Origin of the sequence: Pseudonocardia autotrophica (genome assembly GCF_003945385.1) — a bacterium.
GTDB classification, from domain to species: Bacteria; Actinomycetota; Actinomycetes; order Mycobacteriales; family Pseudonocardiaceae; genus Pseudonocardia; species Pseudonocardia autotrophica.
The window spans coordinates 6,230,425-6,253,310 of the sequence record NZ_AP018920.1; the positions used below are offsets into that span (position 1 = coordinate 6,230,425).

Here is a 22,886-nt window from a genome sequence, read left to right on the forward strand (position 1 = left end):
TGCTCAGCGCTTCTTGCCGGTACGGCGCCGGCGGACGATCAACTTGTCGGAGGGCTTGTTCTTGCGAGTGCGGCCCTCGGGGGTACCCGCCGGGTTGACCGGGTGACGGCCACCGGAGGTCTTGCCCTCACCACCACCGTGCGGGTGGTCAACCGGGTTCATGGCGACACCACGGACGGTCGGGCGCTTGCCCTTCCACCGCATCCGGCCCGCCTTGCCCCAGTTGATGTTGGCGTGCTCCGCGTTGCCGACCGCACCGATCGTCGCCCGGCAGCGGACGTCGACGTTGCGGATCTCACCGGAGGGCATCCGCAGCTGCGCGTAGGGCCCGTCCTTGGCGACCAGCTGGACGCCGGAGCCCGCCGAGCGCGCGATCTTGGCGCCGCCACCGGGGCGGAGCTCGATCGCGTGCACCACGGTGCCCGTCGGGATGTTGCGCAGCGGCAGGTTGTTGCCCACCTTGATGTCGGCCCGCGGACCGTTCTCGATCGGGTCGCCCTGCTTCAGCTTGGCCGGCGCGATGATGTAGCGCTTCTCGCCGTCGGCGTAGTGCAGCAGTGCGATCCGCGAGGTGCGGTTCGGGTCGTACTCGATGTGCGCGACCTTGGCCGGGATTCCGTCCTTGTCGTTACGACGGAAGTCGATCAGCCGGTAGGCGCGCTTGTGGCCGCCGCCCTGGTGCCGCGCGGTGACCCGCCCGTGCACGTTGCGACCGCCGCGGTTGTGCAGCGGACGCAGCAGCGACTTCTCCGGGTGGTCCCGGGTGATCTCGGCGAAGTCCGCGACGCTCGAGCCACGGCGGCCCGAGGTCGTCGGCTTGTACTTACGAATGGCCATCGGTCTGCTCGCTCCCTCAGCTCGCCGGGCCACCGAAGACGTCGATCGCCTTGCTCTCCGGGGAGAGCGTGACGATCGCGCGCTTGGTGTCCTTGCGCTTGCCGTAGCCGGTGCGGGAGCGCTTGCGCTTGCCCGGGCGGTTCAGCGTGTTGACGCTGGTCACCTTGACCCCGAACACCTTCTCCACGGCGATCTTGATCTGGGTCTTGTTCGCGTCCGGTGCGACGACGAAGGTGTACTGGCGCTCGTCGAGCAGCCCGTAGCTCTTCTCCGAGACGACCGGCGCGCGCAGCACGTCCCGCGGGTCCGTGATCACTTGTCGGCCTCCTCAGCGGTGCCTGCACGCCGGCCGGCAGCCTTCGGCTTCGCGATCGGGCCGGCGAGGAACTCGTCCAGCGCCGCCTGCGTGAACAGCACGACGTCGTTGATCAGCACGTCGTGGGTGTTCAGCTGATCCGGCGCGATCAGGTGGACCTGCGGCAGGTTCCGCAGGCTCAGCAGGGTGGTCTCGGCGCCACGCTCGACGACGGCCAGCACCCGGCTGCTCTCGGCGCCCGGCAGCACGGTCCCGAGGACCTTGCGGGCGGCCTTCGTCGAGGGCGTGCCCTCGGCCAGGAACTCGGACACGACGTGCACGCGGCCGGCGCGGGCCCGGTCGGAGAGGGCACCGCGCAGGGCGGCGGCCTTCATCTTCTTCGGGGTCCGCTGCGAGTAGTCCCGCGGAGTCGGGCCGTGCACGATGCCACCGCCGGCGAACTGCGGCGCGCGGACCGAGCCCTGACGGGCGCGACCGGTGCCCTTCTGCCGGTACGGCTTGCGGCCACCACCGCGGACCTCGGCCCGGGTCTTGGTGTCGTGCGAACCCTGGCGGGCCGCGTTCAGCTGCGCGGTCACCACCTGGTGCATCAGCGCGATGTTCGCCGTCGTGTCGAAGACGTGCTCGGGCAGCTCGACGCTGCCGCTCGCGGTGCCCTCGGGGGTCTTGATCTGCACGGTGCTCACTTGCCATCACCCTTCGCGGGGGTCTTCACCACGACGAGCCCACCGCGGGGACCGGGGACCGCGCCCTTGATGAGCAGCAGGCCGCGCTCGGCGTCCACCCGGTGAACCTTCAGGTTCTGCGTGGTCTGGCGGTTCGAGCCCATCCGGCCGGCCATCCGCACACCCTTGAACACGCGGCCAGGGGTGGCGCAGCCGCCGATGGAGCCCGGCGAACGGTGCTTGCGCTGGGTGCCGTGCGAGGCGCCCAGGCCGTGGAAGCCGTGACGCTTCATGACACCGGCGAAGCCCTTGCCCTTGGTCACGCCGACCACGTCGACCTCGGCCACCTCGGCGAATGCCTCGACGGTGACCTCCTGGCCCGGCGTGTAGTCGGCGGCGTCGGAGGTGCGCAGCTCCAGCAGGTGGCGGCGCGGCGTGACGCCGGCCTTGCTGAAGTGGCCGGTCTCCGGCTTGTTCACCTTGCGCGGGTCGATGGCGCCGTAGGCCAGCTGGACGGCGGTGTAGCCGTCGGCCTCCTCGGAGCGCACCTGGGTCACGACGTTCGGCTCGGCCTGAACGACGGTGACCGGCACCACGTGGTTGTTCTCGTCGAACACCTGGGTCATCCCGAGCTTGGTGCCCAGGATCCCGGTGACCTTCTTCGTCTGCTTGGTTGCAGTCGTCTTCATCGTCTTCGCCCCCACGCCTACTGGATGTTGACGTCGACGCTCGCCGGGAGGTCGATGCGCATGAGCGCGTCGACGGTCTTCGGCGTCGGGTCGAGGATGTCGATCAGCCGCTTGTGCGTGCGCATCTCGAAGTGCTCCCGCGAGTCCTTGTACTTGTGCGGTGAGCGGATCACGCAGTACACGTTCTTCTCGGTCGGCAGCGGCACGGGGCCGACGACCCGGGCACCGGTACGCGTCACCGTCTCCACGATCTTGCGAGCAGACGCGTCGATTGCCTCGTGGTCATAGGCCTTGAGCCTGATGCGGATCTTCTGTCCCGCCATGGTCGTCGGTCGTCCTCTTCTTCCTGCCGCGGGGGTTGCGCGGTGTCGGCCCCGATCGAGACAGCACGGCGCGAGCTCCACCGTCTGCGGCCGCCTGCGGCCCGTGCTCTGTTCAGGTCTGTCGGCCTGGAGGAGTTCCGGTATCCGGAACTGGTCTCCTGCCGGGGCTCTCCGGTCCACGAGGTCGGGCGTGTCGCGCTCGATCCCCATGGTCGTGCCCGGGTCACCGCGTCCCACCCCCTTGGGGCGGGCATGTCGCTCGGTTATCCCGGCCTCGCGGCCGGGGCTCACAACGAACATGGCGCGTGGTGCGCAACTCCTGAACTACCGGAGGTCCGGGAACAGGGGTGGCGCTTCCGCGCGCCATGCTCATCGTGCAACCCGTCAAGGATGCCACACGGTCGTGCAGCTCCCTCTACGGGGGGGGTGGTTACGGGGCGGCCGGCCGGATCGAGCCGACCGGCCGCCCCGCCACCTCAGGAGTTGATCTTGGTGACCTGTCCGGCACCCACGGTCCGGCCACCCTCACGGATGGCGAACTGCAGGCCCTCCTCCATGGCGATCGGCTGGATCAGCTGAACGCTCATGGTGGTGTTGTCACCCGGCATGACCATCTCGGTGCCCTGCGGGAGGGTCACCACACCGGTCACGTCGGTCGTCCGGAAGTAGAACTGCGGACGGTAGTTGTTGAAGAACGGGGTGTGACGGCCGCCCTCGTCCTTGCCCAGGATGTAGACCTGGCCCTCGAACTCGGTGTGCGGGGTGATCGAACCCGGCTTCACGACGACCTGGCCGCGCTCGACGTCGTCCCGCTTGATGCCGCGCAGGAGCAGACCGACGTTCTCGCCGGCACGCCCCTCGTCGAGGATCTTGCGGAACATCTCGACACCGGTGACCGTGGTGGTGGTCTTGTTCGGGCGGATGCCGACGATGTCGACGGTCTCGTTCACCTTCACGATGCCGCGCTCGATGCGGCCGGTGACGACGGTGCCGCGACCGGTGATCGTGAAGACGTCCTCGACCGGCATGAGGAACGGCTTCTCGATGTCCCGCTCGGGCTCCGGGATGGCCTCGTCGACCGCGTCCATCAGCTGGACGATGGCCTCGCCCCAGGTCGCGTCGCCCTCGAGCGCCTTCAGCGCCGAGACGCGGACGATCGGGAGGTCGTCGCCCGGGTAGTCCTGAGCCGACAGCAGCTCACGGACCTCCATCTCGACGAGCTCCATGATCTCCTCGTCGTCGACCATGTCGGCCTTGTTCAGGGCGACGACGATGTACGGCACGCCGACCTGACGCGCGAGCAGCACGTGCTCGCGGGTCTGGGGCATCGGGCCGTCGGTCGCGGCGACCACCAGGATCGCGCCGTCCATCTGGGCGGCACCGGTGATCATGTTCTTCACGTAGTCGGCGTGCCCGGGGCAGTCGACGTGCGCGTAGTGCCGCTTCTCGGTCTGGTACTCGACGTGCGCGATCGAGATCGTGATACCGCGCTGGCGCTCTTCCGGCGCCTTGTCGATCATGTCGAACGCCGAAGCCTCGTTGAGGTTCGGGTACTTGTCGTGCAGAACCTTGGTGATGGCCGCCGTCAGCGTGGTCTTGCCGTGGTCGATGTGACCGATGGTGCCGATGTTGACGTGCGGCTTGGTCCGCTCGAACTTCGCCTTCGCCACTGCTGGGTCCTCCTGGACTGTCTTTGTTCTCCGCCGAGCTGACGGCAGGTCTGGTGTGTGTGGGGTGCGGGCCGCGGACCTTACCGATCCGCGGCCCGCCCCCTACGAGCAGGTCGGGCCGGAGCCCTCCCGGGGGGAGCTTCTACTCGCCCGTCGCCTTCGCAGTACCGACTGCTCGGCTCCGGCGTCGCTCCGCTCCTCGCTCGCTGGCGCTCACTGCGATGCTTACTCGCCCGTCGCCTTCGCGATGATCTCCTTCGCCACGTTCTGCGGCACCTCCGCGTAGGAGTCGAAGACCATCGTGTAGTTCGCCCGGCCCTGGGTCCGCGACCGCAGGTCGCCGACGTAGCCGAACATCTCGGACAGCGGCACGGTCGCCTTCACGACTCGGGCACCGGCCCGCTCCTCCATGGCCTGGATCTGGCCGCGGCGGGAGTTGAGGTCGCCGATGACGTCACCCATGTAGTCCTCGGGCGTCATCACCTCGACGGCCATCATCGGCTCGAGGATCGCGGGGCTCGCCTTGCGGGCCGCCTCCTTGAACGCCATCGAACCGGCGACCTTGAAGGCCATCTCCGAGGAGTCGACCTCGTGGTACTGCCCGTCCAGCAGCGTCAGCTTCACACCGACCACCGGGTAGCCGGCCTGGATGCCGTACTGCATGGCGTCCTGGACACCCTGGTCGACCGACGGGATGTACTCCCGCGGGATGCGACCACCGGTGACCTTGTTCTCGAACTCGTACAGCGCACCGTCGCCGCCGGTGAGCGGCTCGACGCTGATGATGACGCGGGCGAACTGGCCCGAACCACCGGTCTGCTTCTTGTGCGTGTACTCGTACTTCGAGACCGCCTGCCGGATGGTCTCCCGGTAGGCGACCTGCGGCTTACCGATGTTCGCCTCGACCTTGAAGTCGGACTTCATCCGGTTGACCAGCACCTCGAGGTGCAGCTCGCCCATACCGGCGATGATCGTCTGGCCGGTCTCGTCGTCCAGGGAGACCTGGAACGTCGGGTCCTCCTCGGCCAGCTTCTGGATCGCCAGGGAGAGCTTCTCCTGGTCGGCCTTGGACTTCGGCTCGACGGCCACCTGGATGACCGGGTCCGGGAAGGTCATCGACTCGAGGACGATCGGGTTCTGCGGGTCGCAGAGCGTGTCGCCCGTCGTCGTGTCCTTCAGACCGATCACCGCGTAGATGTGGCCGGCGATGGCCTCGTCGACCGGGTTCTCCTTGTTGGAGTGCATCTGGAACAGCTTCCCGATGCGCTCCTTACGGTCCTTGGTCGAGTTGATGATCTGCGCGCCGGACGCGACCCGGCCCGAGTACACCCGGACGTAGGTCAGCTTGCCGAAGAACGGGTGCGCGGCGATCTTGAACGCGAGCGCCGCGAACGGCTCGTCCTTCGACGGCTTGCGGCTCGCCGGGGTCTCACCGTCGGTGAGGAAGCCCTCGACCGGCGGCACGTCGTACGGCGACGGCAGGTAGTCGATGACCGCGTCCAGCATCGGCTGGACACCCTTGTTCTTGAACGCCGAGCCGCACAGCACCGGGTACGCGGCGCGGTTGGTCACCAGCGCGCGGATCCCGGTCTTGATCTGCTCGGTGGTCAGCTCCTCGCCGCCGAGGTAGAGCTCCATGAGCTCGTCATCGGTCTCGGCGACGGCCTCGACCAGCATCGTGCGGTACTCGTTCGCACGCTCCTGCAGGTCGGCCGGGATCTCCTCGACCGCGTAGTCCTCGCCCTTGGCGACCTCGCCACGCCACGTGAGCGCGCGCATCTCGACCAGGTCGACGACACCGATGAACTCGTGCTCCGACCCGATCGGGATCTGCAGCGGCAGCGGGGTCGCGTTCAGCCGATCCTTGATGGTGCGGACGGTGAAGTAGAAGTCCGCGCCCAGCTTGTCCATCTTGTTGACGAAGCAGATGCGGGGGACGTCGTACTTGGTCGCCTGGCGCCAGACCTGCTCGGACTGGGGCTCGACGCCCTCCTTGCCGTCGAAGACCGCGACGGCGCCGTCGAGCACCCGCAGGGACCGCTCCACCTCGACGGTGAAGTCGACGTGCCCGGGGGTGTCGATGATGTTGATCTGGTGGTTGTTCCAGAAGCAGGTCGTCGCGGCCGACGTGATCGTGATGCCGCGCTTCTGCTCCTCCTCCATCCAGTCCATGGTGGCGGCGCCGTCGTGCACCTCACCGAGCTTGTAGTTGATCCCGGTGTAATACAGGATCCGCTCGGTGGTGGTGGTCTTACCGGCGTCGATGTGGGCCATGATGCCGATGTTGCGGACCTTCGTGAGGTCCGTCAGCACATCCTGTGCTGCCACTAGCTCAGCTCTCCCTCGATCGCGAGTTGGCGCCCGACGCCTCGCCGGTCACCAGCGGTAGTGGGCGAAGGCCCGGTTCGACTCCGCCATCTTGTGCATGTCCTCGCGCCGCTTGACGCTCGCACCGAGGCCGTTGCTCGCGTCGAGCAGCTCGTTCATGAGGCGCTCGATCATGGTCTTCTCGCGGCGCTGGCCGGAGTAGGTGACCAGCCAGCGCAGGCCCAGCGTGGTCTGCCGGACGGCACGGACCTCGACGGGGACCTGATAGGTCGCGCCACCGACACGGCGGCTGCGGACCTCGAGGGCCGGCTTCACGTTGTCCAGAGCGCGCTTCAGCGTGACGACCGGGTCGGTGCCGGTCTTGTCACGGGTGCCCTCGAGGGCGGCGTAGACGATGCGCTCGGCCAGCGAACGCTTGCCGTCCTTGAGCACCTTGTTCACCAGCTGGGTGACCAGCGGCGAGCCGTAGACCGGGTCCGAGACCAGCGGACGCTTCGGGGCGGGGCCCTTGCGGGGCATCAGCTCTTCTCCTTCTTCGCGCCGTAGCGGCTGCGGGACTGCTTGCGGTTCTTGACGCCCTGGGTGTCCAGCGATCCGCGGATCACCTTGTAACGCACACCCGGGAGGTCCTTCACTCGCCCGCCGCGCACCAGCACGATCGAGTGCTCCTGCAGGTTGTGGCCCTCACCGGGGATGTAGGCGGTGACCTCGATGCCGCTCGACAGGCGCACGCGGGCGACCTTGCGCAGCGCGGAGTTCGGCTTCTTCGGCGTGGTCGTGTAGACGCGCGTGCAGACGCCGCGGCGCTGGGGGCTCCCCTTCAGCGCGGCCGTCTTGGTCTTCGCGACCTTGTCCTCACGGCCCTTTCGGACCAGCTGCTGGATCGTGGGCATGAACCGTCTACTTCTTCCCGTCGGTGGCTCGACTGTCTCGCTCGTCGCTGTTCTGTGTTCGCACTGCTGCCCTGCCGGTGCCGCGGGAGGCGGGCGCCGGAGCGGCCTCGGCGAGTCGCTGCTCGCGGGCCGCCCGTCGCTCCGATCCCCGAGGTCGGGCGTGTCGCCCCGGGCACGCTCGGAGCCGGAAAGGCCCCGCGGAGGCTGTCGGGACGTCCACCGTGCCCGTCACCGGGACGCAGTGCCGGTCCGGCCGGGATGTAACCGCTCGGACCTGTACGCCACGGGGCACGCGGACTCGCTCGACCGGAGCCGAGCGCAAGACATGAGGGTACTCGGCCCTCTTGGAGGCGGTCAAAGCGGGTCCCTCTCGGACTCCGCTCCGGGTCCTCCGGGGGCTTCGGAAGACCTCTGATCCACCGGAGATGAGCTCCGGAGGAGACCTGCTGACCCGGACCATGCCGTAGACGACGGCCGCTGGCAAGCGGACTCACCCGCTCGTCGCAGACCGTCGGCCGCTCAGCGCGTCCGGGTCGGAGATGGGCGATCGGTGTGCCGCACCGGATGCGGGCAACCTCTCGGCAGCCCGCGATTCCGGTTACCGTCCGGTATGCACCTGCCGACGGCTGTCAACCGATTCGCCACGCGTGCGCTCGTCGCGCCGCTCCTGTCGCCCACTCTACCCGTTGGCCTCCGCCGCCGCGGTCTCGACCTCGTCGGTGCGTCGATCCCGCTCCCCCGCGGCACCCGTCGCGCGCACGGCGAACTCGGCGGGGTCCCCACCGAGGTGGTCGCGCCGGCCGGCGCGTTCGGCCCGCACCGGGTGATCTACCTGCACGGGGGCGGCTATCTCGTCGGTTCGGCCGTCTCGCACCGGCCGCTGGTCGCCGGCCTGGCCCGCGCGACCGGGACTCCGGTGCACGTGCCCGCGTACCGGCTCGCGCCGGAGCACCCGTTCCCGGCCGCCCTGGACGACGCGCTGGCCGTCTGGCATGCGCTGCGCGCCGCCGGGCACCCGGCCGAACGCATCGCGGTCGCCGGTGACTCCGCGGGTGGTGGCCTCGCGATGGCGCTGCTGCTGCGGTTGCGCGCCGACGGCGAGGAGCTGCCCGGTGCACTGGGGCTGATCTCCCCGTGGCTCGACCTGACCTGCACCGCGGACGCGATGTCGCGCAACGCCCCGACCGACGCGATGCTCGATCCGGGCTGGCTGCCCTCGGCGGCCTCGGACTACGCGGGCAGGCACACCGGCGCACCCGAGCTCCGCCCGCTGGACGCCGATCTGGCCGGACTCCCGCCGCTGCACGTCGTGGCGGGCGCCGACGAGATCCTGGTGGACGACTCCGACACCCTCGTCGAGCGGGCGCGGGCCGCGGGCACCCCGGTCGGCTACTCCAGGGTGGACGGGATGTGGCACGCCTTCCCAGTGCTCGCCGGGCTGCTCGCCGAAGCCGACGAGGCGCTGCGCACCCTCGGCCTCGCGCTGCGCGCCGACTGCTCCCGCTGACCGACCACGGCGCCCTCCCCGCGCCGCACGGTGCTACGCCACACGGCGCAGCGCCGAGTCAGGCCGCACAGCGCTGCGCCGAGCCGGGCTGTCCCGCCCGTGCCCGGGCGCCCGCAGGCCGAGCGGTCCGCTCGGCGGTTCGGGCCCCGCACCGCACATCCCTTCGCCCGGCCGCACATCCTCTCGCCCCGCCGCACACCTGTTGCAGAGGGTGTGCGGCGGGGCAAAGGGATGTGCGGGGCGGGTGCCGGCTGCGGCGGCCGAGCCGGGCCCGGACGCACGAACGGGGCCGGACACCACCACGGGAGAGCGGTGTCCGGCCCCGTCCGGGACCTCTCCGGTGCCCCGGGTCCGCCGTCGCGGGCCCGGGGCGTGCGATCACCTAGCGGTAGTCGCGCCCGAAGTCGTAGTCGTCCAGCGGCACCGCGGCACCGGTGCCCGTGCCGAACACGTCGGGGCTGTAGAAGCCGTCGTCGTAGCTCGGCAGCGCGTAGGCGGCCGCGCGGGCCTCCTCCGTGGGCTGGACCTGGATGTTGCGGTACCGGTTGATGCCGGTACCCGCCGGGATCAGCTTTCCGATGATCACGTTCTCCTTGAGCCCGACGAGCTTGTCGCGCTTTCCGTTGATCGCGGCATCGGTGAGGATCCGGGTCGTCTCCTGGAACGACGCCGCGGACAGCCACGACTCCGTCGCCAGCGACGCCTTGGTGATCCCCATGAGCACCGGACGGCCGGAGGCCGGCTCGTTGCCCTCGGCCACCACGCGCCGGTTCTCCGACTCGAACTCGCCCCGCTCGGCGAGCGCGCCGGGCAGGAACTCGGTCGCACCGGAGTCGATGATCGTCACCCGGCGCAGCATCTGCCGGACGATGACCTCGATGTGCTTGTCATGGATGTCCACGCTCTGCGTGCGGTACACCTTCTGCACCTCACGCACCAGGTGCAGCTGCACCTCACGCGGGCCCATGACACGCAGCACCTCGTGCGGGTCCGCCGTGCCCTCGAGGAGCAGCTGACCGACCGTGACGTGGTCGCCGTCGGCCAGCGGCCGCTCGGCACCGTCGACCGAGGTCATCCCGAGCCACTGCCGCTTGGACAGCTTCTCGTAGACGATCTCCTCGCTGCCGTCGTCCGGGATCAGCGTGATCTTCCAGAAGCGGTCGCCGTCCTCGATGCGGATGCGGCCGTCGACGTCGGCGATCGGCGCCTTACCGCGCGGGACCCGGGCCTCGAACAGCTCGGTGACACGCGGCAGACCGGTCGTGATGTCGTCACCGGCCACACCACCGATGTGGAAGGTACGCATCGTCAGCTGCGTGCCCGGCTCACCGATGGACTGCGCGGCGACGATGCCGACGGCCTCGCCGACGTCGACCAGCTTGCCGGTCGCCATCGAGCGGCCGTAGCAACGGCCGCAGATGCCGGTGGCCGACGCGCAGGTCAGCGCGGACCGCACCCGGACCGTCTTCACGCCGGCCTCGACCAGCGCGTCCAGCGCCGGGTCACCGAGGTCGTCGCCCTTGCGGACGATGACCGTGCCGTCGGGCGCGGTGACCTCCTCGCCGGAGGTACGGGCGTACACCGAGGTGCGCAGGTAACGGTGCGGGATGAGCCGCCCGTCGCTGGTCTCCTCGGTGACCGCCATCGGGATGGCGCGCTCGGTGCCGCAGTCGACCTCGCGGACGATGACGTCCTGCGACACGTCGACCAGACGACGGGTCAGGTAACCCGAGTCGGCGGTCCGCAGCGCGGTGTCCGCCAGACCCTTCCGGGTGCCGTGCGTGGAGATGAAGTACTCCAGCACGGACAGGCCCTCGCGGAAGTTCGACTTGATCGGCCGCGGGATGTACTCACCCTTGGGGTTCGCCACCAGGCCCTTCATGCCCGCCAGCTGGCGGACCTGGGCCATGTTGCCCGCGGCACCGGACTGCACGATCGTCGGGATCGGGTTGTCCTGGGGGAAGTTCTCCTCCATCGCCCGCGCGACCTCTTCCGAGGCCTGCGACCAGATCTTGACCATCTCGTCGTTGCGCTCCTGGTGCGACAGGGCACCGCGCTGGTAGCGCTTGTTGATCTGGTCGGCCTTCGTCTCGTACGAGTCGAGGATCTCCTGCTTGCGCGGGGGAACCACGACGTCGTCGATGGCGAGGGTGACGCCGGAGCGGGTCGCCCAGAAGAAGCCCGCGTCCTTCAGCCGGTCCAGGACCTGCGCGACCTCGGTCATCGAGTAGCGCTCGGCCAGGTCGTTGATGATCGCGGCCTGGCGCTTCTTGGGCAGCGGCTCGTTGACGTACGGGTAGTCCGCGGGCAGGAGCTCGTTGAACAGCACCCGGCCCAGCGTCGTGTCGGCCGTCCAGACACCGTCCTCGGTGACCGCCTCGGCAGCGACACCCGCCGTCGGCGCCACCTGCGGGAGCCGGATCTTGATCGGCGCCTGGAGGTGGAGCACCTTGCGGTCGTAGGCCATGATCGCCTCGGCCGACGAGCCGTAGTGCTTGCCGGCACCCTGCGCGTCGTCGCGCTGGCGGGTCAGGTGGAACAGACCCGTCACCATGTCCAGACGCGGCATCGCCAGCGGGCGGCCGGACGCCGGGGACAGGATGTTGTTCGACGACAGCATCAGCACGCGGGCCTCGGACTGTGCCTCGGCCGACAGCGGCAGGTGCACCGCCATCTGGTCACCGTCGAAGTCCGCGTTGAACGCCTCGCAGACCAGCGGGTGCAGCTGGATGGCCTTGCCCTCCACCAGCTGCGGCTCGAAGGCCTGGATGCCGAGGCGGTGCAGCGTGGGCGCCCGGTTCAGCAGCACCGGGTGCTCGGAGATGACCTCTTCGAGGACGTCCCACACCTGCGAGCGGCCGCGCTCGACCATCCGCTTGGCGGACTTGATGTTCTGCGCGTGGTTGAGGTCCACCAGCCGCTTCATCACGAACGGCTTGAACAGCTCCAGCGCCATCTGCTTGGGCAGACCGCACTGGTGCAGCTTCAGCTGCGGGCCGACGACGATGACCGAACGGCCGGAGTAGTCGACGCGCTTGCCGAGCAGGTTCTGGCGGAACCGGCCCTGCTTGCCCTTGAGCAGGTCGGACAGCGACTTGAGCGGGCGGTTGCCCGGCCCGGTCACCGGCCGGCCGCGGCGGCCGTTGTCGAACAGCGCGTCGACGGCCTCCTGCAGCATCCGCTTCTCGTTGTTGACGATGATCTCGGGCGCGCCGAGGTCGATCAGTCGCTTGAGGCGGTTGTTCCGGTTGATGACCCGGCGGTACAGGTCGTTCAGGTCCGAGGTCGCGAACCGGCCACCGTCGAGCTGCACCATCGGGCGCAGGTCCGGCGGGATGACCGGCACGCAGTCGAGCACCATGCCCATCGGCGAGTTGCCGGTGGTCTGGAACGCCGCGACGACCTTGAGCCGCTTGAGCGCACGCAGCTTCTTCTGGCCCTTGCCGGACCGGATGATCTCGCGCAGCTTCTCGGCCTCGGCCGGGATGTCGAAGTTCTTCAGCAGCGTCTGGATCGCCTCGGCGCCCATGGCGCCGGTGAAGTAGTCGCCGTAGCGGTCGTACAGCTCGCGGTAGATCGACTCGTCCGCGATGAGCTGCTGGACGTCCAGCTTGGTGAAGCTGCTCCAGATCTCCTCGAGCCGGTCCAGCTCACGCTGGGCGCGGTCGCGGAGCTGGCGCATCTCCCGCTCGCCACCGTCCTTGACCTTGCGTCGCACGTCGCCCTTGGCGCCCTCGGCCTCGAGCTCGGCGATGTCGGCCTCGAGCTTCTGGGCCCGTGCCTCCAGGTCGGCGTCGCGGGTCTGCTCGATCCGCCGGCGCTCCACGCTCATCTCGTTCTCGAGCGTGGACATGTCGTTGTGCCGCAGCTCGGTGTTCACCGAGGTGATCACGTAGGCCGCGAAGTAGATGATCTTCTCGAGGTCCTTGGGAGCCAGGTCGAGCAGGTAGCCCAGCCGGCTCGGGACGCCCTTGAAGTACCAGATGTGCGTAACCGGGGCGGCCAGCTCGATGTGGCCCATCCGCTCACGACGAACCTTGGCGCGGGTCACCTCGACGCCGCAGCGCTCGCAGATGATGCCCTTGAACCGGACGCGCTTGTACTTACCGCAGTAGCACTCCCAGTCCCGGGTCGGACCGAAGATCTTCTCGCAGAAGAGCCCGTCCTTCTCCGGCTTCAGGGTGCGGTAGTTGATGGTCTCCGGCTTCTTGACCTCGCCGTGCGACCACTGGCGGATGCCTTCGGCGGTGGCCAGGCCGATACGCAGTTCGTCGAAGAAGTTGACGTCGAGCACGTATGTCCTCTGTTTCTTCGCTAATAGCTAGCTAGTCGGACAGTGTCTACAGCGGCAGGGTCAGTTGACGACGTCGTCGACGGTCATCGACTCCGAGCCGGGGCGGCTGGACAGGTTGATGCCCAGGTTCGCCGCTGCGCGCTCGAGGTCTTCGTCGTCGGCGTCCCGCATCTCGATCGCCGCTCCGTCGCTGGAGAGCACCTCGACGTTCAGGCAGAGCGACTGAAGTTCCTTCAGCAGCACCTTGAACGACTCGGGGATCCCCGGCTCCGGGATGTTCTCGCCCTTGACGATCGCCTCGTAGACCTTGACCCGGCCCACCACGTCGTCGGACTTGATCGTCAGCAGCTCCTGCAGGGTGTATGCGGCGCCGTACGCCTGCATCGCCCAGCACTCCATCTCACCGAAGCGCTGGCCACCGAACTGCGCCTTACCGCCCAGCGGCTGCTGGGTGATCATCGAGTACGGCCCGGTCGACCGGGCGTGGATCTTGTCGTCCACCAGGTGGGCCAGCTTCAGGATGTACATGTAGCCGACCGCGACCGGGAACGGGTACGGCTCACCGGAGCGCCCGTCCAGCAGGTTCGCCTTGCCGTCCGAACCGACCATCCGCTCACCGTCCCGGTTGGGCAGCGTGCTGCCCAGCAGGCCGGTGATCTCGTTCTCGCGGGCACCGTCGAAGACCGGGGTCGCGGTCTTCGTGTCGGCCGGCACCGAGTACAGCTCCTCCGGCATCCGGGAAGCCCACTCGGGCGTGCCGTCGATCTCCCAGCCGGTCTTGGCGATCCACCCGAGGTGGGTCTCCAGGATCTGGCCGATGTTCATCCGTCGCGGGACACCGTGCGTGTTCAGGATGATGTCGAGCGGCGTGCCGTCCTCGAGGAACGGCATGTCCTCCACCGGGAGGATCTTGCCGATGACGCCCTTGTTGCCGTGCCGGCCGGCGAGCTTGTCACCGTCGGAGATCTTGCGCTTCTGGGCCACGTAGACGCGGACCAGCTCGTTCACGCCGGGGGCCAGCTCGTCGTCGTCGTCGCGGGAGAAGACCCGGATGCCGATGACCTTGCCGTTCTCACCGTGCGGAACCTTCAGCGAGGTGTCGCGCACCTCGCGCGCCTTCTCACCGAAGATCGCGCGCAGCAGCCGCTCCTCCGGGGTCAGCTCGGTCTCGCCCTTCGGCGTCACCTTGCCGACCAGGATGTCGCCGGGCTGGACCTCGGCACCGATCCGGATGATGCCGCGCTCGTCGAGGTCGGCGAGCACGTCCTCGGAGACGTTCGGGATGTCCCGGGTGATCTCCTCGGCGCCCAGCTTGGTGTCCCGGGCGTCGACCTCGTGCTCCTCGATGTGGATCGACGTCAGCACGTCGTCCTGCACCAGGCGCTGCGAGAGGATGATCGCGTCCTCGTAGTTGTGGCCCTCCCACGGCATGATCCCGACCAGCAGGTTCTTGCCGAGCGCCATCTCGCCGTTCTCGGTGCACGGCCCGTCGGCGAGCACCTGGCCCACCTCGACCCGGGCGCCCTCGTCGACGATCGGCTTCTGGTTGTTGCAGGTGCCCTGGTTCGACCGGCGGAACTTGTTGAGGCGGTAGGTCTCGCGCTGCCCCTCGTCGTCCATCACGGTGATGTAGTCGGCGCACAGCTCCTCGACCACACCGGCCTGCCGGGCGACGACCACGTCGCCGGCGTCGACCGCGGCGCGCAGCTCCATGCCCGTGCCGACCAGCGGCGACTCCGAGCGGAGCAGCGGCACCGACTGACGCTGCATGTTCGCACCCATCAGGGCGCGGTTCGCGTCGTCGTGCTCGAGGAACGGGATCATCGCGGTCGCGACCGACACCATCTGGCGCGGCGAGACGTCGATGTAGTCGACGCCGGCGGGCGAGATCAGGTCGACCTCGCCGCCCTTGCGGCGGACCAGCACCCGGTCCTCGGCGAACGAACCGTCCTCGTTGAGCCGGGCGTTGGCCTGGGCGACGACGAAGCGGTCCTCCTCGTCGGCCGTCAGGTAGTCGATCTGGGTCGTGACGACACCCTCGACGACCTTGCGGTACGGGGTCTCGATGAACCCGAACGGGTTGACCCGCGCGAACGAGGACAGCGACCCGATCAGGCCGATGTTCGGGCCCTCCGGGGTCTCGATCGGGCACATCCGGCCGTAGTGCGACGGGTGGACGTCGCGGACCTCCATGCCGGCACGCTCACGGGACAGACCACCCGGGCCGAGCGCCGACAGGCGGCGCTTGTGGGTCAGGCCCGCGAGCGGGTTGTGCTGGTCCATGAACTGCGACAGCTGCGAGGTGCCGAAGAACTCCCGGATCGCGGCCGTGATCGGCCGGGTGTTGATCAGGGTCTGCGGGGTGATCGCCTCGACGTCCTGCGTGGTCATCCGCTCACGGACGACGCGCTCGGTCCGGGAGAGCCCGACCCGCACCTGGTTCTGGATCAGCTCGCCGACGGTGCGCAGGCGCCGGTTGCCGAAGTGGTCGATGTCGTCGGTCTCGACCGGGATCTCGTTGCCGTTGATCGTCATCGAGGTCTCGCCGGCGTGCAGCCGGACGAGGTACTCGATGGTCGTGGCGACGTCTTCCTCGGTCAGCGTGCCGATCGACTTGTCGATGCCGACGCCGAGCTTCTTGTTGGCCTTGTACCGCCCGACCTTGGCCATGTCGTAGCGCTTGTCCTTGAAGAACAGGTTCTCCAGCAGCGCCTGCGCCGACTCGCGGGTCGGCGGCTCGCCGGGGCGCAGCTTGCGGTAGATGTCGAGCAGCGCCTCGTCCTGACCCGCGGTGTTGTCCTTCTCCAGCGTGGTCATGATCGTCTCGGAGAACCCGAAGCGCTCGCCGATCTGCTCGGCGCTCCAGCCCAGCGCCTTGAGCAGCACGGTGACCGGCTGGCGGCGCTTGCGGTCGATCCGGACGCCGACGGTGTCCCGCTTGTCGACGTCGAACTCCAGCCACGCACCCCGGCTCGGGATGATCTTGACGGAGTAGACGTCCTTCTCGGTCGTCTTGTCGATCGCGTGGTCGAAGTAGACACCGGGCGACCGGACGAGCTGGGACACCACGACACGCTCGGTGCCGTTGATGATGAAGGTGCCCTTGTCGGTCATCACCGGGAACTCGCCCATGAAGACCGTCTGGGACTTGATCTCACCGGTGGTGTTGTTGGTGAACTCCGCCGTGACGAACAGCGGGGCACCGTAGGTCATGTCCTTGTCCCGGCACTCCTCGACGGAGGCCTTGACCTCGTCGAAGCGCGGGTCGGAGAAGGACAGCGACATCGACCCGGAGAAGTCCTCGATCGGGGAGATCTCGGTGAGGATCTCCTCGAGACCACTCACCGGAAGCTCGTCACCGGCCTCGATCCGGCGCTGGAACCAGGCCTCGCTGCCCACCAGCCATTCGTAGGACTGGATCTGCAGGTCGAGCAGATCCGGGACCTCCAGCGGCTCGGCGATCTTCGCGAAGGTGACCCGGGTGGGTGCGCCGGGGTAGTTCGGGTTCGCCGTGGCGGAGAGGGTCGAGGTGGTCGCGGCGGCGCGGGAGACAGCCAAGATGCGTCCTTCCGAGAACTGCGCTTCTCGTCTGGCGTACGCCGGTGGCGAGCGCTACCGTCTCCCTCGATCCGATCGGGTCTCCCCCGGATCCAGGTGTCGGCAGCCGGCCCACGTCGCACGCCGTCTGTTGTCTAGGCACTGCCGAGCGCGGTTCGACCCAACACGCGCTCCGCCGGACCCTCTCCGGCGGTCGGCCTGGCAGAACCAGTCCCGGCCCGGATACTTCCCGGTAGCAAGCGCGCAGAGCCTGGCCGCAGGCAGCGCAAAGAATGACTATAGCTGCTCAGAACGCAGCTGTCGAGACAGGTCACCGATTCCAGCATTCAGGCAACCACCGCGACCCAAGAGTGACCTGCCCGGCGCACCGAGTCAAGTCCCGATCCGTCGATGAGCGGTCGGATGCCCGGGACGACCGGTAGTCACCTAGCCCGTTCCGGGCAATTTACATGATCGTCGCCACTCTCCGGCCGCCCACCGGGCCAGCGGCCACCGGAACGACGACGGGGCGGGACCCGGTCCGGGTCCCGCCCCGTCGGGCGAGTGGGCGTGCGAGGCACGCCCGGCTCAGCGTGAGGTCACTTGAGGGAGACCTTCGCGCCGGCCTCCTCGAGCTTGGCCTTGGCAGCCTCGGCGGCGTCCTTGCCCACGGCCTCCAGCAGCGACTTCGGGGCGGACTCGACGAGGTCCTTGGCCTCCTTCAGGCCCAGCCCGGAGACGACCTCGCGGACGACCTTGATGACCTGGATCTTCTTGTCACCGGCGCTCTCGAGGACGACGTCGAACTCGTCCTTCTCCTCCTCGACCGGAGCAGCGGCACCGCCGGCCGGGCCCGCGGCCGCGACGGCGACCGGAGCGGCGGCGGTGACGTCGAAGGTCTCCTCGAACTTCTTCACGAAGTCCGAAAGCTCGATGAGGGTGAGCTCCTTGAAGGCGTCGAGCAGCTCGTCGGTGGACAGCTTCGCCATGATGGCGTCCTTTCTCTACAGCAGACAGGGGGTGGTGGAGATCAGCTCTCGGCGGAGTCGCCGTCGGCCGCGGCCGGGGCGGGCTCGCCCTCGGCCTTCTTGTCGGCCAGCGCCTGCCCGAGCCGGGCGACCTGGGAGGCCGGCTGGCTGAACAGCGTCGCGGCCTTCGACAGGTTGGCCTTCATCGCGCCGGCGAGCTTGCCGAGCAGCACCTCGCGGGACTCGAGGTCCGCGAGCTGCTCCACCTCGGCGACGGACAGGGCGCGCCCGTCCATGTACCCGCCCTTGATGGACAGGCCCGGGTTGTCCTTGGCGAAGGTCTTGATCGCCTTGGCTGCGTCGACCGGCTCGCCCTGGACGAACGCGATCGCGGTCGGCCCGGCGAGCAGGTCGTCAAGACCCTGCACCCCGGCGTCCGCTGCCGCGCGCTTGACGAGGGTGTTCTTCGCGACGCGGAAGTTCGCGCTCGCACCCAGGTCCCGGCGCAGCTGGGTCAGCTTGGCGACGCTGAGCCCGCGGTACTCGGTGACGACCGACGCGGATGACTCGCGGAACCGGTTGGCGATCTCGTCGACCGCCGCGACCTTGTCAGGTCGTGCCATGGCTGCCCTCCTCTCGGGTGGTTGGTCCTCGTGCTCTTGCGGTGTGCCACCGCACGGACCCCGAGAGACGACGAACGCCCCGTGCGCAGGGCACGGGGCGTGGAAGTTCGTGCGGGCGCTCGGCGCCCGGCATCGCCTCGTCCTCCTGCGCGGGTCGCCCGGTGCTCCGGGACCTTCGTGCTCCCGGACGAGTCCGGAAGCAGACCTGCGGTCTTCGGTGGATCGCGGACAACCCTACGCCCGCGGCCCGCACCCCCGTGCACCGGGGGTGCGGGAGGGCTCAGGCCGGGGTCATCGCGGAGATCTTCCACCGGCCGTCGACGAACTGGGCATCGACCCGCAGCCGGGCCGCCGCGGCACCCTCCTGCGGCACGCCCGCGTCGTCCTCGCGGCGGATGACCTGGTTGACGAAGACGTACACCGAGGCGTCGGTCCCGTCGATCCGGGCGACCGCGGACTTCGGGATCGTCGCGGTGACGACCGCGTTCTGCTGCGGGGCCAGCTCCCGGACGCTGCCGAAGATCCGGTCGAACTCGGGCGCGAACTCCGGCGTGATGACGGCGCGGGCGTCGTCCTCGGCCTGCTGCAGTCGCGCGTGGTCGAACGAGTAGACCTTGGTGACGGCCTCTCCGACCTGCTCGCTCACCTGGGCGGTGGCGCCGACGTCGGTGAGCGCCGCGTTCGCGGCCGAGCCGGTGAACGCGGTCCGGTACCAGGAGATGCCGAAGAACACCGCCGCCGCGGTGAGCAGCACGGTGACGGCCAGCAGTGCCGCCGCGCCCCGGGTGCTCACCGGGGCGGCGAGCAGCGCCGGACGCCGCCGCGCGGTGCCGTCGGTGCCGGGGTCCGCCGCGCCATCGGGTTCGGGTTCGGGGTCGTGCGCCGAGCCGGGGTCGTGCCTTGCGTCGCGCTCGTGCGCTGCGGCGGTGTCGTGCTCGGCGGCGGTGTCGTGCTCGGCGGCGGTGTCGGCGTGCGCTGCGTCCGGGCCGGGGCGGCCGGCGGCTGCCGCACGGGCGCCGGCGGCCGGCGCACCGGCAGCGAGGCTGCCGTCGGTGCTGTCGGTGCCGTCGGGGCCGTCGGGGCCGTCGGGGCCGTCGGGGCTCTCGTCGAGCGGGCGACCGCCTGTCTCGTCGTGCTCGTCGTGCTCGGTTCCGGTGCGGGCCGTGCGCGGCCGTCCGGCTACCTGCGGCCTGCGAATGCCACCCGCTGGGCGGCGACGGGGGGTGGACATGCGGTGACCTCCTGGGGTGGTCGACCTGGTAGCGGGGCGGCCGTACGGGCCGCCGGTGGGTGGACGCTCGGGGACGCGCGCCGGGCCGGCGCGATCAGCCGCCCGCGCCGGGCGTCATGAGCGGTTCCAGGGCGTCGACCTTCCAGCCGTCGTCGGTCCGGAACATGCCGAGCTCGATCCGCTGGCGGGTGACCGCGGGCTCGCCGCCCTCGGCGGTGACGGTCACGTCGACGCCGGCGAGCACCCGCGCGGTGCCGGCCCGGGCGTCGACCTCGGTGACGGCGGCGTCGGTGACCTCGGCGGAGGTGGTGCGGCCTTGCTCGGTCACCAGCTGGGCGTACGCGTCGCGGTTCTGCACGAACTCGTCGCGTACCGAGCCCGCCGACGACTGGATCCACAGGTCCAGCCCGCGCTGGGGATCGGCGTGGTCGAGGGTGTTGAGGTTGACGACGGCCTGCCGGGCGTCGCGCAGCGCCTCGTCCCGGGCCTGCGCGACCTCGACCGAGTCGCTGTTCAGGGCGAACAGCCAGAGCGCGCCGAGCACCAGCGCCGCGACCGCCGCGAGCACCGCTGCGATCGGCAGCACCCGGGCCCAGCGGCCGGGCCCGGAGCGCCCCGGATCGGCATCGGCGGGTGGACGGTCGTCGAGTTCGGTGGTCATGGGGAGCGTTCCTCCTCCCGGCTGCGGGGGCACAGCCGCTCGGTGGTCGCGCCGGAGGGCGACCGGTGAACCGGCCGTGGGGCGGACCGTCCGGGTGGACGGTCACGGCTCCCGCGGTCGTCGTGCCGGTCGCGTCCCGTGCGGGACACGACCGCGGTGCTGCCTGCGCGCTCGTGGCTCACGCCGCTCAACCACCCAGCAGGATCTGGGCGGCGTCGGAGACCAGATCGGGGCCACTGGTCCGGCGGACCGCGTCGTCGCCGAGCGAACCGGCGTTCGGCCGGGGCGCGGGCCCGACGTCGCGGGGCCGGTCCACCGGTCCCCCGCCGAAGCTCGGGTGCCCGGAGTTACCGGAGTAGTCCTGCACCGCCAGTGGCTCCGGCCTGGGCACATTCTGCATCCCGCGGACCGAGGTGGGGCTGCCGGGGGGCTCGGCGCAGCGGGCCTCCTCGTTGACCGGTGTCTCGCTCACGTCGAGCCCGCCGCGGTTGGCCGTCCCCTGGTAGCCGCGGGTGCACACCGGCGGGTCGAACAGGTTCACGACCAGGCCGAGATGGGCCGTCCCGTCGCCGGGCACGACCTTCGGCGCGATGGCGACCAGTCCGGGATAGGTCACCAGGATCTGGCGCAGCCCGGCCTGCCGGGGCTCGAGCAGCTCGGCGACGGTCCGCAGGTTCGCGACCGACTCGCCCAGCCCCGGTCCGCTCTCCCGGATCAGCGCGCTGAGCTGTTCACCGGTCCGCGGTCCGTCGTCGATGATCCGGCGGAGATCCGGGTCGGACTCCCGGAGCTGCTCGGTGATCTCCCGCAGGCCGCCGGCGAACTCGCGGAACTGCGGCGCGATCTCGTTCTGGGTGGTCAGCACCGGCCGGGCGTCCCGGATCAGCGCGGTCGTCTGCGGCAGCGCATCGGTCGCGGCCCTGGTGAACTCGCCGGAGGTGTCGAGAAGCTGCTGCAGCGGCTGCGCGGTGTCCTGGAAGCCCTGGCCGAGCTCGGCGACCACGGTGCGCAGCGAGTCCTGCGGCACGGTGGAGACGAGCTGGTCCAGCTCGGTGAGGAAGGTGTTGATCTCGATCGGGGTGCGGGTCCGCTCCTGCGGAATGACGGTGCCTGCGGCGAGGAGCTCGCCGCCGTCCGCGACCGGCTGCAGGTCGACGAACTGCTCGCCGATCGGCGAGAGGTTCCCGACCACGGCGGTGGCGTCGGCCGGGATCTCCGGCGCGCCGTTGTCGATGTCGAGCTGGACGTCGACACCGGCGTCGGAGAGCGTCAGCGGGCCGACCCGGCCGACCGTCACGCCCCGGTAGGTGACGTTGGCGCCGCTGAAGATCCCGCCGGATTCCGCGAGCTGCACGGTGACCGGGTAGGTCGTCGCGCCGAAGATCCGGTCCAGCCCGGCGTAGCGGAAACCGGCGTAGCCGACCCCGACGATCGTGACGATCGCCAGCGCGACCAGCTGCCAGCGGACGGTCCTGGTGATCACGATCCACCTCCGAAGAGCCCGCCGAGCAGGCCGCCGCGGCTCGACTCGGGAGCCGGTGTCGGGGTCGGGGACGGCGGCTGGGTCGAGCCGGGCGGTGCCGGCGTCGCGGCCCCGTCCTCCGGGGCGGGAGCCGGTGCCGGCTGCTCCGGCCCGAGCAGCGGCAGCTGCGGCACTCCGGGCACCGGCGGGGCGACCGGGGCCTCGCCGCCGAGCAGCGGGGTGAGCAGCTGCGCGGTCGGCGGGAGCTGGGCCAGCTGGGCCGGGTCCAGCGGCAGCCCGGACTGGCGGGTGTTCAGGATGTTGCGCAGCACCGATCCCAGGTCGAGATCGAGCTTCACGTACAGGTTCGCGTAGTCACCCGCGACGGCGTCGGTCGCCGCGTCCGTGAACGGGATCGTGAGCAGGAGTTCCAGCGAGTTCGGCAGGTCCTGCCCGGAGTCGGCCAGGTTGCGCAGGATCGGCCGCAGCGCCTCCAGATCGGCGATGAGGTCGTCGCGGGAGCGGTTGACCACGTCGGTCGCGACCCCGGAGAGCCGGTCGAGCGCCTGCAGCATGCCGACCAGCTGGGCCCGCTGGGCCTCCAGCTCGCGCAGGCCGGGGCTGATGTCGTTGAGCGCGGTGCGGATCTGTCCGCGCCGGTCGGCCAGCGTCGCGGACAGCCGGTTCACGCTGTCCAGGGCGCGGTTGATGTCGTCCTTGCTGTCGTCGAGCGAGCCGACCAGCTGGTCCAGGTTGCCCAGCAGCGCGCGGACCTCGGGCTCCCGGCCGGGACAGTGCGTTGTTCAGCTCGGTGGCGATCGTCCGGATCTGCGCGACGCCGCCGCCGTTGAGCAGCATCGAGAGCGCGCCCAGCACCTCCTC

Annotated in this window: 18 protein-coding genes; 1 reads left to right on the top strand and 17 read right to left on the bottom strand. The window is 69.9% G+C overall.

Annotated elements, in window-relative coordinates; all coding sequences use genetic code 11:
• Positions 1–3 precede the first annotated feature (3 nt).
• The 9 genes from rplB to rpsL all read right to left on the bottom strand — a co-directional run bounded on the left by rplB (position 4) and on the right by rpsL (position 7,721).
• Positions 4–837, bottom strand: a complete 834-nt coding sequence (gene rplB, locus Pdca_RS28910) for a 50S ribosomal protein L2 (RefSeq protein WP_085912594.1) — start codon at positions 835–837, stop codon at positions 4–6.
• A gap of 16 nt (positions 838–853) precedes the next feature.
• Positions 854–1,153 carry a 50S ribosomal protein L23 gene (gene rplW, locus Pdca_RS28915; RefSeq protein ID WP_085912593.1) on the bottom strand — a complete coding sequence of 100 codons (300 nt, stop codon included), beginning with the start codon at positions 1,151–1,153 and terminating at the stop codon, positions 854–856.
• Positions 1,150–1,839: a 50S ribosomal protein L4 gene (rplD, locus tag Pdca_RS28920; RefSeq protein ID WP_085912592.1), complete on the bottom strand. Its 690-nt coding sequence runs from the start codon at positions 1,837–1,839 to the stop codon at positions 1,150–1,152. The genes rplW and rplD overlap by 4 nt, the downstream gene beginning before the upstream one ends.
• Entirely contained in the window at positions 1,836–2,507 is a 672-nt protein-coding gene (rplC, locus tag Pdca_RS28925; RefSeq protein ID WP_085912692.1) for a 50S ribosomal protein L3, read from the bottom strand. Before rplC ends, rplD begins: the two co-directional genes overlap by 4 nt.
• 17 nt (positions 2,508–2,524) lie before the next feature.
• Positions 2,525–2,830, bottom strand: coding sequence for a 30S ribosomal protein S10 (gene rpsJ / locus Pdca_RS28930; RefSeq protein WP_003938093.1), 306 nt, complete (start codon positions 2,828–2,830; stop codon positions 2,525–2,527).
• A gap of 476 nt (positions 2,831–3,306) precedes the next feature.
• On the bottom strand, positions 3,307–4,500 hold the full coding sequence (gene tuf, locus Pdca_RS28935) for an elongation factor Tu (RefSeq protein ID WP_085912591.1): 1,194 nt from the start codon (positions 4,498–4,500) through the stop codon (positions 3,307–3,309).
• A 225-nt stretch (positions 4,501–4,725) separates the two neighbouring features.
• Positions 4,726–6,828 carry an elongation factor G gene (gene fusA, locus Pdca_RS28940; RefSeq protein ID WP_085912590.1) on the bottom strand — a complete coding sequence of 701 codons (2,103 nt, stop codon included), beginning with the start codon at positions 6,826–6,828 and terminating at the stop codon, positions 4,726–4,728.
• Positions 6,829–6,876: 48 nt separating this feature from the next.
• Positions 6,877–7,347 (bottom strand): 30S ribosomal protein S7, encoded by a 471-nt coding sequence (gene rpsG, locus Pdca_RS28945; protein WP_085912589.1) that lies wholly within the window; start codon positions 7,345–7,347, stop codon positions 6,877–6,879.
• The gene (gene rpsL, locus Pdca_RS28950; protein WP_010232377.1) at positions 7,347–7,721 is read right to left on the bottom strand and encodes a 30S ribosomal protein S12; all 375 of its coding nucleotides are present in this window, start codon (positions 7,719–7,721) and stop codon (positions 7,347–7,349) included. Before rpsL ends, rpsG begins: the two co-directional genes overlap by 1 nt.
• 787 nt (positions 7,722–8,508) lie before the next feature.
• Here rpsL and Pdca_RS28955 point away from each other — a divergent pair.
• Positions 8,509–9,228 (top strand): alpha/beta hydrolase, encoded by a 720-nt coding sequence (locus Pdca_RS28955; RefSeq protein WP_158092133.1) that lies wholly within the window; start codon positions 8,509–8,511, stop codon positions 9,226–9,228.
• A gap of 382 nt (positions 9,229–9,610) precedes the next feature.
• Here Pdca_RS28955 and Pdca_RS28960 read toward each other — a convergent pair whose 3' ends face one another.
• The 8 genes from Pdca_RS28960 to Pdca_RS37210 form a co-directional block, all read right to left on the bottom strand.
• Positions 9,611–13,522: a DNA-directed RNA polymerase subunit beta' gene (locus Pdca_RS28960; RefSeq protein ID WP_085912587.1), complete on the bottom strand. Its 3,912-nt coding sequence runs from the start codon at positions 13,520–13,522 to the stop codon at positions 9,611–9,613.
• Between the two features lie 60 nt (positions 13,523–13,582).
• The gene (rpoB, locus tag Pdca_RS28965; protein ID WP_085912586.1) at positions 13,583–17,080 is read right to left on the bottom strand and encodes a DNA-directed RNA polymerase subunit beta; all 3,498 of its coding nucleotides are present in this window, start codon (positions 17,078–17,080) and stop codon (positions 13,583–13,585) included.
• A gap of 578 nt (positions 17,081–17,658) precedes the next feature.
• Positions 17,659–18,048, bottom strand: a complete 390-nt coding sequence (rplL, locus tag Pdca_RS28970) for a 50S ribosomal protein L7/L12 (RefSeq protein ID WP_085912585.1) — start codon at positions 18,046–18,048, stop codon at positions 17,659–17,661.
• A gap of 41 nt (positions 18,049–18,089) precedes the next feature.
• Positions 18,090–18,650, bottom strand: a complete 561-nt coding sequence (gene rplJ / locus Pdca_RS28975; protein ID WP_085912584.1) for a 50S ribosomal protein L10 — start codon at positions 18,648–18,650, stop codon at positions 18,090–18,092.
• Positions 18,651–18,930: 280 nt separating this feature from the next.
• Positions 18,931–19,881, bottom strand: coding sequence for a hypothetical protein (locus tag Pdca_RS28980; protein WP_085912583.1), 951 nt, complete (start codon positions 19,879–19,881; stop codon positions 18,931–18,933).
• A gap of 94 nt (positions 19,882–19,975) precedes the next feature.
• Complete coding sequence (locus tag Pdca_RS28985) at positions 19,976–20,542, bottom strand: hypothetical protein (RefSeq protein WP_085912582.1); 567 nt, start codon at positions 20,540–20,542, stop codon at positions 19,976–19,978.
• Positions 20,543–20,729: 187 nt separating this feature from the next.
• Complete coding sequence (locus Pdca_RS28990) at positions 20,730–22,025, bottom strand: MCE family protein (RefSeq protein WP_085912581.1); 1,296 nt, start codon at positions 22,023–22,025, stop codon at positions 20,730–20,732.
• Positions 22,022–22,768: an MCE family protein gene (locus tag Pdca_RS37210; protein WP_331852687.1), complete on the bottom strand. Its 747-nt coding sequence runs from the start codon at positions 22,766–22,768 to the stop codon at positions 22,022–22,024. Before Pdca_RS37210 ends, Pdca_RS28990 begins: the two co-directional genes overlap by 4 nt.
• Positions 22,769–22,886 lie beyond the last annotated feature (118 nt).